The organism is Tenacibaculum discolor, from assembly GCF_003664185.1.
Classification (GTDB): domain Bacteria; phylum Bacteroidota; class Bacteroidia; order Flavobacteriales; family Flavobacteriaceae; genus Polaribacter; species Polaribacter discolor.
The window spans coordinates 195031-210892 of sequence record NZ_RCCS01000007.1 but is presented as its reverse complement, the minus strand read 5'-3'; the positions used below and the strand labels follow the sequence as shown (position 1 = coordinate 210892).

19 protein-coding genes are annotated in these 15862 nt (G+C 31.2%); 4 read left to right on the top strand and 15 right to left on the bottom strand.

The features are described 5' to 3' along the window. Positions 1-28 precede the first annotated feature (28 nt). On the bottom strand, positions 29-1054 hold the full coding sequence (locus C8N27_RS09450; protein ID WP_121147159.1) for a threonine aldolase family protein: 1026 nt from the start codon (positions 1052-1054) through the stop codon (positions 29-31). Between the two features lie 36 nt (positions 1055-1090). On the opposite strand from C8N27_RS09450, the gene prfB reads away from it, so the two are divergent. Together prfB and arsC are read left to right on the top strand one after the other, a co-directional pair. Continuing rightward, a complete protein-coding gene (prfB, locus tag C8N27_RS09445; RefSeq protein ID WP_121147158.1) occupies positions 1091-2185 on the top strand; it encodes a peptide chain release factor 2 in 1095 nt (364 codons plus the stop codon). 19 nt (positions 2186-2204) lie between these two features. Further along, positions 2205-2546: an arsenate reductase (glutaredoxin) gene (arsC, locus tag C8N27_RS09440; RefSeq protein WP_121147157.1), complete on the top strand. Its 342-nt coding sequence runs from the start codon at positions 2205-2207 to the stop codon at positions 2544-2546. Positions 2547-2579: 33 nt separating this feature from the next. Here the strand turns inward: arsC and C8N27_RS09435 are convergent, their stop codons facing one another. The 9 genes from C8N27_RS09435 to C8N27_RS09395 form a co-directional block, all read right to left on the bottom strand. Further along, entirely contained in the window at positions 2580-3533 is a 954-nt protein-coding gene (locus tag C8N27_RS09435) for a glycosyltransferase family 2 protein (RefSeq protein WP_121147156.1), read from the bottom strand. Positions 3534-3539: 6 nt separating this feature from the next. Then, the gene (locus tag C8N27_RS09430; RefSeq protein WP_121147155.1) at positions 3540-4313 is read right to left on the bottom strand and encodes a DUF3050 domain-containing protein; all 774 of its coding nucleotides are present in this window, start codon (positions 4311-4313) and stop codon (positions 3540-3542) included. 72 nt (positions 4314-4385) lie between these two features. Then, positions 4386-5198, bottom strand: a complete 813-nt coding sequence (locus C8N27_RS09425) for an enoyl-ACP reductase FabI (RefSeq protein ID WP_099216418.1) — start codon at positions 5196-5198, stop codon at positions 4386-4388. A gap of 50 nt (positions 5199-5248) precedes the next feature. Beyond that, on the bottom strand, positions 5249-6901 hold the full coding sequence (recN, locus tag C8N27_RS09420) for a DNA repair protein RecN (RefSeq protein WP_121147154.1): 1653 nt from the start codon (positions 6899-6901) through the stop codon (positions 5249-5251). A 129-nt stretch (positions 6902-7030) separates the two neighbouring features. After that, positions 7031-7921 (bottom strand): type IX secretion system protein PorD, encoded by an 891-nt coding sequence (porD, locus tag C8N27_RS09415; RefSeq protein WP_121147153.1) that lies wholly within the window; start codon positions 7919-7921, stop codon positions 7031-7033. Next, positions 7914-9125, bottom strand: a complete 1212-nt coding sequence (gene coaBC, locus C8N27_RS09410; RefSeq protein WP_121147152.1) for a bifunctional phosphopantothenoylcysteine decarboxylase/phosphopantothenate--cysteine ligase CoaBC — start codon at positions 9123-9125, stop codon at positions 7914-7916. The genes porD and coaBC overlap by 8 nt, the downstream gene beginning before the upstream one ends. Before the next feature lies 1 nt (position 9126). Continuing rightward, a complete protein-coding gene (locus C8N27_RS09405) occupies positions 9127-9447 on the bottom strand; it encodes a DNA-directed RNA polymerase subunit omega (protein ID WP_099216414.1) in 321 nt (106 codons plus the stop codon). 3 nt (positions 9448-9450) lie between these two features. Next, positions 9451-10263, bottom strand: coding sequence for an outer membrane protein assembly factor BamD (locus C8N27_RS09400; protein WP_244174740.1), 813 nt, complete (start codon positions 10261-10263; stop codon positions 9451-9453). A gap of 131 nt (positions 10264-10394) precedes the next feature. Further along, positions 10395-10910 (bottom strand): ferritin, encoded by a 516-nt coding sequence (locus C8N27_RS09395; protein WP_099216412.1) that lies wholly within the window; start codon positions 10908-10910, stop codon positions 10395-10397. Positions 10911-11326: 416 nt separating this feature from the next. Here C8N27_RS09395 and C8N27_RS15925 point away from each other — a divergent pair, with 416 nt between their 5' ends. Continuing rightward, positions 11327-11503 (top strand): hypothetical protein, encoded by a 177-nt coding sequence (locus tag C8N27_RS15925; protein ID WP_164723450.1) that lies wholly within the window; start codon positions 11327-11329, stop codon positions 11501-11503. Between the two features lie 149 nt (positions 11504-11652). Here the strand turns inward: C8N27_RS15925 and dapA are convergent, their stop codons facing one another. From dapA to C8N27_RS09380, 3 genes are read right to left on the bottom strand one after another with little or no spacing between them, the layout of a single operon-like run. Next, on the bottom strand, positions 11653-12528 hold the full coding sequence (dapA, locus tag C8N27_RS09390; RefSeq protein WP_121147150.1) for a 4-hydroxy-tetrahydrodipicolinate synthase: 876 nt from the start codon (positions 12526-12528) through the stop codon (positions 11653-11655). After that, complete coding sequence (locus C8N27_RS09385; RefSeq protein WP_121147149.1) at positions 12528-13040, bottom strand: DUF6913 domain-containing protein; 513 nt, start codon at positions 13038-13040, stop codon at positions 12528-12530. Before C8N27_RS09385 ends, dapA begins: the two co-directional genes overlap by 1 nt. A gap of 29 nt (positions 13041-13069) precedes the next feature. Next, positions 13070-14143, bottom strand: coding sequence for an esterase-like activity of phytase family protein (locus tag C8N27_RS09380; RefSeq protein ID WP_121147148.1), 1074 nt, complete (start codon positions 14141-14143; stop codon positions 13070-13072). A gap of 75 nt (positions 14144-14218) precedes the next feature. Here C8N27_RS09380 and C8N27_RS09375 point away from each other — a divergent pair, with 75 nt between their 5' ends. Continuing rightward, positions 14219-14608, top strand: coding sequence for a DoxX family protein (locus C8N27_RS09375; RefSeq protein WP_121147147.1), 390 nt, complete (start codon positions 14219-14221; stop codon positions 14606-14608). Positions 14609-14652: 44 nt separating this feature from the next. Here the strand turns inward: C8N27_RS09375 and C8N27_RS09370 are convergent, their stop codons facing one another. Beyond that, positions 14653-15111: a GyrI-like domain-containing protein gene (locus tag C8N27_RS09370; protein WP_121147146.1), complete on the bottom strand. Its 459-nt coding sequence runs from the start codon at positions 15109-15111 to the stop codon at positions 14653-14655. 79 nt (positions 15112-15190) lie between these two features. Continuing rightward, entirely contained in the window at positions 15191-15847 is a 657-nt protein-coding gene (locus C8N27_RS09365) for a lysoplasmalogenase (protein WP_121147145.1), read from the bottom strand. Positions 15848-15862: the final 15 nt, after the last annotated feature.

The following is a 15862-nucleotide window of genomic DNA, read 5'->3' as shown; positions in this document are numbered from 1 at the left end:
GAGGTCGTTGACAACCTCTTTTTTTAATTTACTCTGAAAACGCTTTCAATTCTTCTAGTAGCTTTTCATGCATATCATCCGTATAATCTAAATGTGTTACAATACGGATTTTTCCTTCACCCATTGAAATTAGTAATACACCTCTTTCTGCCATCTTTTTCATAAAGTCATCTGGATTTATTGAATCTTCAACATAAAAAATAACAATATTCGTTTCTATAGGTTCCACTTTTACTACGTACGAACATTTTTCTAAAACAGTTCCTATTTCCTTTGCTTTCTGATGGTCTTCAGCTAAACGTTCTACCTGATTATCTAGAGCATAAATTCCAGCTGCTGCTAAAAAACCTGCTTGACGCATTCCTCCACCAAATAACTTACGTACACGTAATGCTTTTTCAATATGAGCTTTACTACCCACTAATACAGATCCTACAGGAGCTCCTAATCCTTTTGACAAACAAATTGAAATCGTATCAAATAACTCTCCATATTGCTTTGGAGCTTCATTTTTTGCTACCAAGGCATTAAATAAACGTGCTCCATCTAAATGATATGCCAAATCATTTGCTTTAGCTACTTTTTGAATCTTTTGCAATTCTTCAAAATCCCAACAAGCACCACCTCCTTTATTTGTAGTATTTTCAGCACAAACTAATCTACTGTATGGAGTATGGATATCATTTCTTCCTCCAACTAAACCATCTAACTGTTTAGCTGTAAACATTCCTCTATCTCCATCAATCAAACAAGAAGTTACCCCCGCATTAAATGCAGCTCCTCCTCCTTCATAATTATATACATGTGCCCATTTATCACAAAACATTCTATCCCCTGGCTGTGTATGAATTTTTATCGCAGTTTGATTTGCCATGGTTCCCGAAGGAAAAAATAAAGCATCTTCCATTCCAAACATATCAGCTACTTTTTCTTGTAGTAAATTTACTGTTGGATCTGCTTTAAAAACATCATCTCCTACCTTAGCACTCATCATTGCTTCCAACATTCCTTTAGTTGGCTTCGTTACAGTATCACTTATTAAGTTTATTTCCATTTCTAACTACGATTTATAAAATGTATTTTTGCATTTATGATTACACACGAACAGCTTAAAAATATCGCTGAACGAATTGGCAAGTTAAAAGGATATTTAGAAATTGACAAGAAGTTAATTGAAATTTCAAATGAAGAAGAAAAAACAGCTAACCCCAATTTTTGGAACAACCCGAAAGAGGCTGAAGCTGTAATGAAATTACTTCGTTTTAAAAAGAAATGGGTAGAAGATTACAATGCTGTTCTAGCTATGAATGATGATTTAACTGTACTATATGACTTTTATAAAGAAGGTGATGTTGATGAAAATGAACTTACAACACAGTTTAAAAAAACAGCTACTTTCTTAGAAGATATTGAATTTAAAAACATGCTTTCTGAAGAAGGTGATAGTTTAAGTGCTACGATACAAATTACAGCTGGTGCAGGAGGAACAGAAAGTTGTGATTGGGCAGAGATGCTTACTCGTATGTATACCATGTGGGCAGAAAAGCAAGGTTATAAAATAAAAACTTTAAACTACCAAGAGGGTGATGTTGCTGGTATAAAAACGGTTACTTTAGAATTTGATGGTGATTATGCCTTCGGATGGTTAAAAGGTGAAAACGGCGTGCACCGTTTGGTTCGTATATCTCCTTTTGATAGTAATGCAAAACGTCACACCTCATTTGCTTCTGTATATGTATACCCTGTTGCTGATGATTCAATTGAAATAGAAGTTAATCCTGCTGATATTGAAATTACCACAGCTCGTTCTAGTGGAGCTGGAGGACAGAATGTAAATAAAGTTGAAACTAAGGTTCAATTATTACATAAACCAACAGGAATTCAAATTCAATGTTCTAACTCTCGTTCACAACACGATAACAGAGCTACAGCTATGCAAATGTTAAAATCACAATTGTATGAAATTGAATTACAAAAACGTTTAGCTGCTCGTGATGAAATTGAAGCAAATAAGATGAAAAATGAATGGGGAAGCCAAATTCGTAATTACGTAATGCACCCATATAAGTTAGTTAAAGATGTACGTACCGCTCATGAAACAGGAAATGTAGATGCGGTTATGGACGGAAATATCAATCCGTTTTTAAAAGCTTATTTAATGATGATGGGACAAAAAGAAGATTAAAACTATAAAACTCATTAAAATGATAAAAATATACCACAATCCACGTTGTTCTAAATCAAGACAAGGTTTAGAAATTTTAGAAAACTCTGGTAAAGAGTTTAAAACCGTAAAATATTTAGATACTATTCCTTCTGAAGAAGAATTAAAAGAAATTATTAATCTTTTAAATATTTCTCCGATTGATTTAGTTCGTAAAAATGAAAAAATTTGGAAAGAGGAATATAAAGGAAAAGAACTATCAGACGCTGAGATTATTACAGCAATGGCTAAAAATCCAAAGTTAATAGAAAGACCTATTGTAATTAATGGAAATAAAGCTGTAGTAGGCAGACCGCCAGAAAACATAAAAGAAATTATTTAATTTTTTTAAAAGCTCTCAAGAAATTGGGAGCTTTTATTTTTTTAGAAATTTAGATTCTAAAAAGCCTAATCCATAACCATAAAACTGAGTAATAGTCGTCACTATGCTCAACAAAGCTACTTTTAGGTTTTTATTTTGAATTAGAGAGTCTAGAAAAATACAAGTAAAATACCCTCCATAAAAAATTAACAACTGCCAATACCCAAAAAATAGTGCTATAATCGCAATATCAATTCCAATAATAAATAAACTCGGAAACCAATAGGTTAATTTTGCTGTTTCAGGATATTTTTTGTTTAAAATAGGTCTTGCTGTTCCAAAAGAAAAGGTTTGATTAAAAAACTGCTTAATAGTACTCCTACGTTTGTGGTATACAAAAGCATTTTCTATTAATTGTGTTTCAAAACTACTTTCCCATAGGCGGAAAGTTAAATCGATATCTTCACCAACCTTGAGATTATCAAAACCTCTTGTCTTACTAAAAGCTATCTGCGATAGCCCTAAGTTAAAGCTTCTAGGTTGAAATTTTCCTACGGATTTTTTCTTTCCTCTAATTCCTCCAGTTGTTAACACCGAAGTCATCGAATAATTAATAGCTTTTTGTAAAGCAGTGAAATTAGGATGTGCTGCGTCTGGACCTCCAAAAGCATCTGTATAATTCTCTTCTAATGCTTTTTTAACTTCAGAAAGGTATTGTGGGGGAACAATAACATCGGAGTCTAAAATAATAAAGTAGTTTCCTGATGCTCTTTGCATTCCATAATTACGACTTGCTCCTGCCCCACTATTCTCTTTATAAAAATAGTTTAGATTGAGTTGTGAAGTGTACTTTTTTACAATTTCTTCAGATAAATTTTCAGAACCATCTTCAACAATTAATACCTCAAAATCATCTTGAAAACCTTGTTTGGTTAAGCTTTCTAACAACTCATCAACCTCTTGTGGTCGATTATAAACAGGTACTATTATTGAAAACTTTAAGTCCATTATAACCTAAGCTCTTTGTTTAATTTGTTGAGCTATTCCATTCCAAAGTTGTATTCTTTTCTCCAAAGATTCCTTAGCATAAAACAACACATCATCCCACTTTTGTTGATCTTCTCCACACAACTCTTCTATCATTTGTAACGATAACGGTCCGTGTTCATCTCCATCTAATTCAATATGTCTGTTTAAATAATATTTAAGCTTACTGTAAGAACTTCCTTCTTTTTCTTCAGTATTTTTTACAATTTCTAAAAACATATCTGGTATTACATCTTCTCTACCAAAAGTAAAACTCGATGCTATAATATGTGGTTGATTTGTTTTAATTACTTCAAAAGAAAAGTTTACAAAGTCTTTTACTTCTTCAATAATTGAACAATTTTGCATTGCTTCCTCAACTGGTCTTCCATCAATAATACCTGAAATAAAGTTTGAAATTTCATCAATGCTAGCTCCTGCTTGACGCATCGCATCAATATACATTTCAAAGTGACTCTTTGGTTCTCCTAATTCATTAATATCAGTTTCTTCACCTAAAACAATTTCATTGATAAAACGTGCCGTTTTGGTATTTACAGCAGGTAACCAAGGTAACTTTACACAGGTAAGCTCTCTTTGTAACGCTTTTAATAGTGACATGAAATCCCACACAGCAAATACATGCGATTCCATAAATAATTTTACATCGTCAATATGCTCTAACGAGTTATATAGTTCATGTTCCTTTAGTTGCTTCCTTAACGGTGCTAACTCTTTTTCAATGTGTAAAATATTGCTCATATTATAACTATCAATAAAAAAAGCAAATCTAACGATTTGCTTTTTATCTATAATTCTATTTCTATAAAGATCTTATTCTTCAGTAAATCTTTCCATTACCGCATCACTCACTCCCATATTAGAGAAACCTCCATCGTGGAATAAGTTTTGTAATGTTACTTTCTTAGTTAAATCTGAGAATAATGAGATTGTATAATCAGCACATTCTAATGCTGTTGCATTTCCTAATGGAGACATTTTTTCAGCATACGAAATAAATCCGTCAAATCCTTTTACTCCTTGTCCTGCAGTTGTAGGTGTAGGTGATTGAGATATTGTGTTTACACGTACTTTGTGATCTCTTCCGAAGAAATATCCAAAACTACGTGCAATACTTTCTAAATACGCTTTGTTATCAGCCATATCATTGTAATCTGGGAATACACGTTGTGCTGCCATATAAGTTAATGCAACAATACTTCCCCACTCATTCATGGCTTGTTTGTTATATAAAACGTTCATTACTTTATGAAAAGATACCGCTGAAACGTCCCATCCTTTAGTTGTAAAATCGTATTTAGAATCTGTATAATGACGCCCTTTACGTACATTAACTGACATACCGATTGAGTGCAAAACAAAATCGATTTTACCTCCTAAAATTTCCATAGACTTTTCAACCAAATTGTTTAAATCATCCATAGAAGTTGCGTCAGCTGGAATAATTTCTGATCCTGTCTTCGCTGCTAAATCTTTAATACCTCCCATACGCATTGCTATTGGTGCGTTGGTTAATACAAACTCTGCTCCTTCTTCGTGAGCACGTTCAGCTACTTTCCATGCAATAGAATTTTCATCTAATGCTCCAAAAATAATTCCTTTTTTCCCTTTTAATAAATTATACATATTTAAAATATTTTAGTCTATCGTTGTTTGTTTTAAAAGCAAATATACTCTTAATTTAATAATTCTTTTGCATGAGTTAAAGCACTCTCAGAAACATCTTTTCCACTTAACATTTCTGCTATTTCTCTAATACGTTCGTCTTCTGACAATAACTTTAAATTAGAGGTTGTTACCCCTTTTTCTTCACCTTTAAACACTTTATAATGCTGTACTCCTTTTGAAGCTATTTGAGGTAAATGTGTAATGGTTATTACCTGCATATGAGCACTCATATCTTGCATTATTTTTGCTATTTTATTAGACACCTCTCCTGATACTCCAGTATCTATTTCATCAAAAATAATAGTTGGTAACTGTATGTTTTCAGATAATATTTTTTTTATAGATAACATAATTCGAGACAATTCCCCTCCTGATGCTACCTTCTTTAACTCTCCAAAGTTCCCCCCTTTATTAGCTGAAAATAAAAACTGTAAGTTATCTTTTCCGTTTGATAAGTATTCTTCTAAAGATAGTAATTCAATAGCAAAACGAGCATTTGGCATTCCTAATTCTGATAAAAGATATTCTAATTCTTTTTTCAACTTTGGAATTACTTTATTTCTCGAAGTAGTAATCATCTTCGCTACTTCATCTAACTTTTTAGCTACATCTTTAATTTCTCCTTCTTTTTGAGCCACTATTCCTCCAGCATCTTCAACTTGTGCTACCTTTTCTGATAATAATGCATGAATTTCTTGCAATTCTATTATAGTTGATGCTGAATGTTTCTTTTGAAGGTTATAAATTAATTGTAACCTATCATTGAGCTCTTCAATTTCGTTAGGATTAAACTCTACCTCTTCATTTGCGCTTTCTAACTCGGTAACTACATCATCTAATTCAATTTTCACACTCGTTACACGATTCGCTAACTCTTCATATTCTTTAGAAAAAGAACTGATCTTTTGTAGTCTTCCTTCTAAAGAATTTAGCAAAGTTTGAATACCTATTTCTTCATTAATCGAAACACCTAAAGCTTCTGATAAATTCAACTTTATTTCTTCAATATTATTTAATTTATCTAACTTTTCTTCTAAAATTTCTTGCTCTCCTTCTTTTAAGTTCGCTTCTTCAAGCTCATTAAACAAGTGTAAGTTGTACTCGTATTGTTCTTTTGATTTTTCAGTTTCTTCTTGAAGTGCTTTCAGCTCTTTTCGTAATTTGTTATACGTGCGCAAACCTCTTTTATAAGATGCTATTTTAGCCTGATTTTTTGCCAAGGCATCAATAACAGAGAATTGAAAAGACACATCTGACAACTGTATGGTTTGATGTTGCGAATGAATGTCAATGAGCTTTGTTTTCAAAGCATTTAACACCGATAATGTAACCGGCGTATCGTTAACAAAAGCTCTTGATTTACCAGATGGTAAAATTTCTCTTCGAATTATGGTTTCTTGTTCATAATCGAGATCTAACTCTTCAAATAACTCTTGTAAAGCATATCCTTCTACCGAAAACTGTGCTTCAATAATACACTTTTTCTCAGTATCTTTTAAAGAAGATAAGTCGGCACGATTACCCATTACCAAACCTAAAGCTCCTAATAAAATGGATTTTCCTGCTCCAGTTTCACCAGTAATGATAGATAAACCTTTTGTAAAATCAATCGTTAACTGATTGATTAACGCATAATTATGTATAGATAAATGTGTAAGCAAATTCTATTCTTTTGTGAAGAATAAAAGTAAGGATTTTGAATGAATTAAATCAAGCTAAAACAAAGGAAGTCTATTGATTTTTCAACAGCTTATAAACGTTGTATTTAATGGTTTAATAACAAAGCCCTTTTACTGAATATTTTTCCACTTATCTTTATAAGTTGGAGCAATTTTATTCAAAACCGTAATCATTTGTGATTGGTTTCTTGAAGCAGTTCCATCAGAAAAAACATTTACTATTTCATCTCCTTTAGCATCTAAGAAAACGCGAATCATATAATTACCAATAGTAATATTGTGCAGTTTGTCTAAATCTAAAACACTTTTTTCAATTGCTTCTTTAGCTGAATTTTTATTGTCTGCAAAATTATCGAAACCGTTACGGTGGTAATTGTAGTATATACTTCTTAAGGCACTAAATTTAGAAGACAATAAATTGTCTATTAAAGCAAATCGATTTTGTTTTCCTACTTGATTTTGCCAACCAGACTCTCCGTTAGACTGTGCTAACAACATAATATTTTCTGCTTGCTTCAAGTAATTCTCTCCTCCTTTTAAAGCAAAAGTATCTGCATCAACTCCCAATATTGTATACACATAAAAAGCAATTGTTGAGATTAAATTAGATTCGTAGATAGTTGGATTGTAAATTAACGGATCAAACTCATTATAACGAAAGTTAAAGTTTGTATCATTAATGTTTAAAACAGGTGTAGCGTAGGTTGAATTATATACAGGTCTAGTTGACTGTACTTGTAAAGTAGCTGAAAAATTAGTCCCATTTTGCTCATTTATAATGATGTTAAATGCACAATTGATACGTTCTTGTTGCTTAAAGTTTCTATTCGTCCATTGTTTATCATTAATAAACTCAGTTAACGCTTTTTGTAGCGTTTGATAAACTTGTTTGTTACTACTCTGTACTTTATCTGAATTGATAATTACAGTAGCATTCAACTCTTGTGAATAAGAAGAAAAAGTAACTGAAAGAAGAGAAAGTATAAAGAAAAACTTACGCATTTAATTTTTGTATTATTTCGTTAACGATATCTTTTGACACTGCTTTTTTCGATTTTAAATCGAACGATTTTTCGTTAAAATCAGCATCAATAATTGTAATTTTATTAGTGTCGGTTGCAAAACCAGCACCTTTATCACGTAACGAATTTAATACAATAAAATCTAAATTTTTGCGTGTAAGCTTACTTTTTGCGTTTTGTACCTCATCGTTCGTTTCTAATGCAAACCCAACTAACAACTGTTTTTTCTTAATTTCTCCTAGAGATTTTAAGATATCTTTAGTTGGTTCTAACTCAATACTTAACGCTGCTTCTTTCTTTTTTATTTTTTGAGTAGCTACATTTTTTGGTCGATAGTCTGAAACTGCTGCCGATAATACAGCTATGTCAACCTCAGCAAAATACTTATGACATGCTTCATACATATCTTGTGCAGACTTAACATCTATTCTATGAATAAAAGAATGATTTACCTGCTGATGTGATGGACCTGCTACTAAAAACACCTCAGCTCCTAAATTAGCTGCTGTTTTTGCTATTTCAAATCCCATTTTACCTGAAGAGTGGTTTCCAATAAAACGTACTGGATCTATCGCTTCATAGGTTGGACCTGCTGTTATTAACATCTTTTTCCCACGAAGTGGTAATTTAGATACTATATCATTTTCTATAAAGTCAACAATATCCTCTGGTTCAGCCATACGACCTTCTCCAACCAACCCACTTGCTAATTCTCCTGAAGTAGCAGGAATTAATATATTTCCAAAACTTAGTAAACTTTCTAAACTAGTTTTTGTTGATGGATGTTGATACATATCTAAGTCCATCGCAGGTGCAAAATACACTGGACATTTAGCTGACAAATAGGTTGCTAATAATAAATTATCACATGTGCCATTTGTCATTTTAGACAAGGTATTTGCTGTAGCTGGGGCAATTAACATTAAATCTGCCCATAAACCTAAATCTACATGATTATTCCACAATTCATTTTCATCTTCTTTATCATAAAAAGTAGAATGAACTGGATTTTTTGATAAGGTGGAAAGTGTAAGAGGTGTTATAAAATCTTTAGACGCAGGAGTCATAATTACTTTGACTTCTGCGCCTGATTTTATAAATAAGCGAACTAAGCTCGCTGTTTTGTATGCCGCTATACCGGCGGTAACACCAAGTAAAACTTTTTTACCGCTTAGTACAGACATATTATTTTGTCTCTGGAGTTCTATAATATACTTTACCATTTAACCACTCTTCTACAGCTATAGCATGTGGCTTAGGTAAACGCTCATAAAATTTAGAAACTTCGATTTGCTCTTTGTTTTCAAAAACTTCTTCTAAACTATCGTTATAAGTAGCAAACTCATCTAACTTATCAACTAATTCCTTTTTTAAATCAGAATTAATTTGTGTAGCTCTCTTTGCTATGATAGAAATAGCTTCATAAATATTATGCGTTGGAGCCTCGATAGCTTCTTTATTATAAGTTATAGTACTTAACGGCGCTTTCGTTTCTTTATAATCCATTTTTTAACTTTTAGCTAATTGTTCTTGTTGTTTGTTTAATGCTGCTAGCATTTCGTTTGACTCTTCCATGAATTTTGATTCAGGAAAGTTTCTTTTTAATTTATCGTACGCTTTGACTGCTTCTTTAATTCTTTCTGCTTTTCTACGTTGCGTACTTTTCATTGCAAAATCATGCGCTGCTTTTAAACGGTAGTATAAAGCTTCTTCTTTATACTTAGTTCCTAAATAATCTTCTAATAAATTATCAAAAGCTACAATAGCCGCTTTATAATTTCTAGAGTCATAATCAGCAGTTCTATAATATGTTTTTGCTATTTCAAAAGATTTCTTTTCAAGTTTTGCTCTTAACTCCGCATGATACTTGTTAGCTTCTTCTATCTTATCTGAATCTGGGTAATTATCAATAAATTTTTGAAAAGCCTCTAACGCTTTGTTTGTATCCGTTGGATCTAAACTATAACTAGGTGCTGCTTTGTAATAGCTTAAAGCTGATAAAAAAGCTGCTTCTTCTCTTTTTGAACTTTTGGGATAATTTCCTGTAAATCTATTAAAGTAATATCCTGCTAACCCATAATTTTTCTCATTAAAGTTAGATTGAGAAACCATAAATTGAATACGCTCCATTTGAGGTTTCCCTCTGTATGATGGTGTTATTTTTTCGAACAAACGTAAAGCTTTACTGTACTTTTGAGCTTCGTACATTTTTACAGCCATTTTGTATTGTTCTTCTACAGTTCCTTTATTCAATACTTTTTGATATTCTCCACATGAAGAAAGTACTAAAAGCATTACAGCAATATACGCTAGATTTTTCATTTTTTGCATCTGGCAAAATTAGTGATTAATTATGGATTATTAAAACGATTTTTTATCTCATAAATGAGATTAACAAGAAACTACAAAATCTGTTATAATTTTTCCAAAGAACTCCTAAATGTTTGTTAATCTTATTGCTGAGCTCCAGCAGCAGATTGAGCTACTATTTGTTTAACATCATTATCAAATAGATACAGTCCTCCCTTATCGTCTCCAATTAGGTTAATTTTATCTAAAATGTTGCGTGCCAATGCTTCTTCTTCTATTTGCTCAGATACATACCATTGTAAAAAGTTATGGGTTGCATAATCTTTTTCTTGTAATGTAATATGTACTAAATCGTTTATTGATTTAGATACCATTACCTCATGATCAAATAATGTTTGGAACATATCTTTAAAAGACCCAAACTTTGCTGGTGGTTCTTTTAAATCAGAAATATGTGCGTGTCCGCCACGTTCATTTACAAACTTTATTAATTTTAACATGTGCATACGCTCTTCATCTGAATGTGCATACATAAATTGTGCAACACCTTCAAAACCTTGAATTTCTGCCCAACATGCCATAGCTAAATATACTTGTGATGACTCTGCTTCTACTCTTATTTGGTCGTTTAATGCCTGCTCTATTACTTTTGATAACATATTTTCTACTTTAAAAATTACATCTTTATACAAAGATGCTAAAAAAATGCTTAGGTGAAAAGCAAATACCATACTCTACAGTTATAAAAAGTATGCTACTTTTTAAAATATGTCTGTTATTATACCTTTTATATTGGCTTAAAAATAAAGTAATTTAATCTATTGTAATCTTTTAAACAAACGTTAAAATTTATTAAAAATAGAAAAACTTTCATTTTGTTTCCATACATTTATTGAAATAAAATTGCATTCTTGAAGGATAAATAATCAAAAATTATTTTCTGGAAACAAATTTTAATAAAAGAATAACCTAGCAAAACTTATTTATTTCATGGTAAATGAGTTTTGAAAATTATAGGCATAAACTTTGGGTGCCTTAAAATGACCAAAGCATATCTAATTATAAAAACTTTAATATGAAAAATTTAAAAAGTTTAGGGAAAATTTTAAACAGTAATGAGCAAAAAGCCGTGCATGGTGGTTTAGATTATCTTAAAGAAGCCTGTGACGAACCTGTATGTTGTTATGAAAGAATGGTTCATGACGGTTGGGGTTGGGTTATGGAAGTAGTTTGTGAAGACAACCCAAACTAATCCTATTCTATATTTTACAGTTTCAAACGCCCCTTTTTAGGGGCTTTTTAATTAGTAAAAAAAATAATGGAAATAATATTCTAACTAAAAAAAGACCATAGTATATGAAACTATAGCCTTTTTAACTCCTTGTTTTCTATATGCATCTTTTATAGATTATCTATAAAGTCTGATATTTTTGTTTGTAATTCTTCTGAGGCTGTTACTAATGGTAAACGTACTTCATCTAAACAGATTCCTAATTTTTGTAATACTGCTTTAATTCCCGCAGGATTATTTTCTTCAAAAATTAGATTTACTATATCCATTAGTTTGTAGTGTATATCGTAAGCCTCTTTTGCTTTCCCTTCTAATCCTAACTGAATCATTTTTGAAAACTCTTTAGGTAATGCTTGCCCAATTACAGAAATAACTCCTGCTCCACCTGCTAAAGCTACTCCAACAGCCAAATCATCATCACCAGAAATCACTAAAAAATCTTCTGGCTTGTCTTTTAACAACTCATAGTATTGTTGTTGATTGTTTCCTGCTTCTTTAACTGCAACAATGTTTTCAAAATCTCTTGCTAATCGTAAAGTTGTTGCTGGCTCCATATTTTTTGCTGTTCTGCCAGGAACATTATACATAATAATTGGCTTAGGACTCGCTAAAGAAATTGCTTTATAGTGCTGATAGAATCCTTCTTGCGTTGGTTTGCTATAGTATGGAGCTACTGATAAAATTCCATCTATTTCAGATAAGTCTAAAGATTGTAATTCCTCTACAACAGTTTGTGTGTTGTTTCCTCCAACACCTAAAACTAAAGGTAAACGTCCTTTATTTTCTTCAGCAATTACTTTTATTATTTCAATTTTTTCTTCTTTAGTAATTGTTGCACTTTCTCCAGTAGTTCCATTTATTACTAAATAGTTTGTACCGTTTTCAATATTGTAATTTACTAACTTTTTAAGTGCTTCGAAATCTACACTTAAATCTTCATTGAAGGGAGTTACCAAAGCTACTCCAGTTCCTACAAACTTTTGCATTATATTTTATTTAAAATCGTTAGGTATTTTTTTAATTCTTGATTTAAAACTGCTTCGTTAAAACTAGTATCAGACACTACTATATCGTACAATCTGTCATCAATTTCTGCAAAACCAGCTTTAAAATCTGCTTGTGACAACAAAGTTACCATATTCGTTAATAAGTTTGACGTTTTTGTATAGTTTATGAGTAGGTCATATTTGTTTTTAACGAAATCTTTTAAATTGTCGGATTTTAAACTCGCTTTGAAACCAAAATCTTTTTCGGTAAATAACTCTGTAGATGGCTCTTCTTTCTTTGAGTACTCTTTGTAAACTAGTACTCTTATATCTGCTTTTTGAAAAGGAAAAATGTTTGTTAAGTTGGCTATTACTACATTTACTAAAGCTTCATTATCTAACAATATTGCCACACTTTTAACTTTAGTTTCTTTATGTGGGGTATTCTCTTTTTTTACAACTAATTTGTCGTATACTTTCTGAATAGATTTTTTCTTTAGGGTACTTATCATCTGTAAAAATTACGAGTAGCTAATTTATATTATTTCTCTTCAATTTCTAATAATAAAAACTGATTTAACTGCTTTCCATACAACTGAAAGTTATCATCAGCGGCTAAGATTAACGATTTGTTTCCGTTTTGTAATGTTGAACCTAAAGTAATCGCTTCAATATTGTCTATAATTCCATCTGTTAATTGACTTTCAACAGAACTAAAATCTAATAACAGTTCTTTTTTTAACGGCGTATATTTTTCGTTTTTTAAAGATTGTATTTCCAAAGTGTTTGTTGAAGCATCGTTAATGGATGCTTTAAAAATTCTAACTACATTTCCATAGCTTCCATAACCGCTTTGATAGGCTCTTTCGATTATGAAAAAGTGATTTTTTTCATATTCTAAAATAGCTGTTGCTCCGTTTAGGTTTATGTTTCCTTTCGCAGGTTTATCAATTTTTTCTAACTGATAAGCAAATTGCTTCGTCGCCTTTTTTGATTCGTTATCAAAGTAGGTTATTCTAATAGGAGATTGTGTTTCGTGAAATGTTGGTTCTTCCCCATCTGCTTCTAAAGGAGCTTCCATTGCTACCCAGAAACCTTTTCCGTCAAAACTTTTTGAAGAACTTTCAAAAACACCATTATGTTTTGGTTTTGCTTTTGATGTTGCTTTGAAATAATCAGGTATTGCTATCTCACTTTTAAAACTTCCATCTGCATTAATTTCAAATATACTCGGGTCTTTTTTATACTGAATAGACCCTTCACTTACTAAATTTATGATTCCCTTATCTACGAAAACAGATTCTAAATCCAATACATGGTTTTTAGTAAACTGACTTATAGTATCTACTATAATAACATCTTCAAAATTTACCGATTGTATTGAATCATTTTTAACAATAATATCTCCTACTAAAATTCTTGGGTTTGTAGCATCATCCACTACCATGTAGTAATTATTATTATAAAAATCGATTCCAGAGATTCCACCAACAACGGTATTATCAATTACCAAAGAATCTTTTACCACATATTCATCTAAAAACTTAAGCGCTGTTTTTTGTTGTTTACAAGCCAATAAACCAAAAACTGATAGAGTAAGTATTATTTTTTTCATACTTACAAAAGTATTGTTTTTAGTTTATGTAAGCATTAAAAATTGCAACGTCTAACTTAATAGATTCAATTAAGCATGAAAAAATATATTCTTTTAATTTTAAAACTGATAGCAGCTATTATAATGCTTCAGACATTGTTTTTTAAATTTACTGGAGCACAAGAAAGTATTGATTTATTTACTAAAATAGCTGGAAGTAATGAAGCTTATATGCGAATAGTAACTGGTATTTTTGAATTAATTGCTTCTATACTTTTATTTACTCCCAAAAAAACTTGGTTGGGTGCTTTGCTAACTTCGGGTTTAATGACTGGAGCAATTATAAGCCACTTAACCATTTTAGGTATTGAGCATGATGGTGATGGTGGTACTTTGTTTATATGCGCTATTATAACTTTTATCTCTGGAATAATTTTATTGATTTTCAACAGAAAAAGCATTCCAATAGTTGGTAACAAATTATAACCTTATAAATCAAAAAGGACAGTTATAAAACTGCCCTTTTATTATTAATTTAATCCTATAAATATTTCTACTTCTGCATTTGTTGGATCTAATGCTTTTGTTCCATACACCTCATAATCGGAAGTATATGCTCTATTTATATCTTCGTTCCAAATCTCTAACCATTTATTGTAGACTATATTCTCTTTTAAACTTCCTTTTGCTACATATGTTTTATAGTTTGGTGCTTCTATTTTTTTGCTCACAAACCCTTCGGGGATATCATCTACCTCGTTTACTTTGTAACCTATGATTGTTGTATATGGTTTCGTATGGTCTGACTCATAATCGGTATACACAGCATATACTTCATTTGAAGATTTATTCGGGATTTTATCGGCTATATTTTCAGACATAAATCGTTGCCATAAAGCAGGTATATCTTTTGCTGCTTGCTGATTTTCATTGGAAGTTCTTACCGAGATACCAACAACATAAAACGGTTCTTTTTTTTCTGTATCCATCTTTTATTTTTAAGTTTTACACAAAAATAAAGTCCATTATGTCAACCCTATGTCAGGAGCAATGTATTTTCTTTAAAAATTATTTTTCCTTGGCTATAATTGCCTTAACTATTAAATATTGAGAAACAATATACAATACTATAATAGCAATATTAAATAATGGTTTGGGCATGTAAAAATTATTCAATGCTATAAGACTATCTGAAGCTATAAACAAAATAGCCCCTAATAACAACCAAGTATTTGCTGTTGTTTTTTGCTGACGATAGTTTAGTAATGCAGCCGTACCAAAAGTTGAAATAGCAACCCCGTATACAATTACAGGCAGCAACATGTCTCCTAAGTTAGGATAAATTAAACCTAAGAGCCCCACAAATAACAATACAAAAGGAATGGCCGAAGTCAATATTCTAACTGCTGAATCTTTATACAAAAAGCTCGTAGTTATTTTAATATATACCACATGTGCCACTAAGAACGATGCTAAACCAAACACAAAAAAGTTTGCTTTATCTAATAGGAAAACATCGCCCCAAAATGAAAAAAACAAAGCTGACAGCAGCCAAAAATTTGGCTTTTTAACCGATACCAAATACACTACTGCTAGTGATGTCATTAATAACGGTTTAAAAATCATTTCTATTGTTTTATTTTGTGTAATTACTGCATACACATCGATAATAGCAACCACTAGAAATACAATAGATGCTACGGTTATTTTAGTTTGTTTGGTCATGTTTTCCTTTTAATT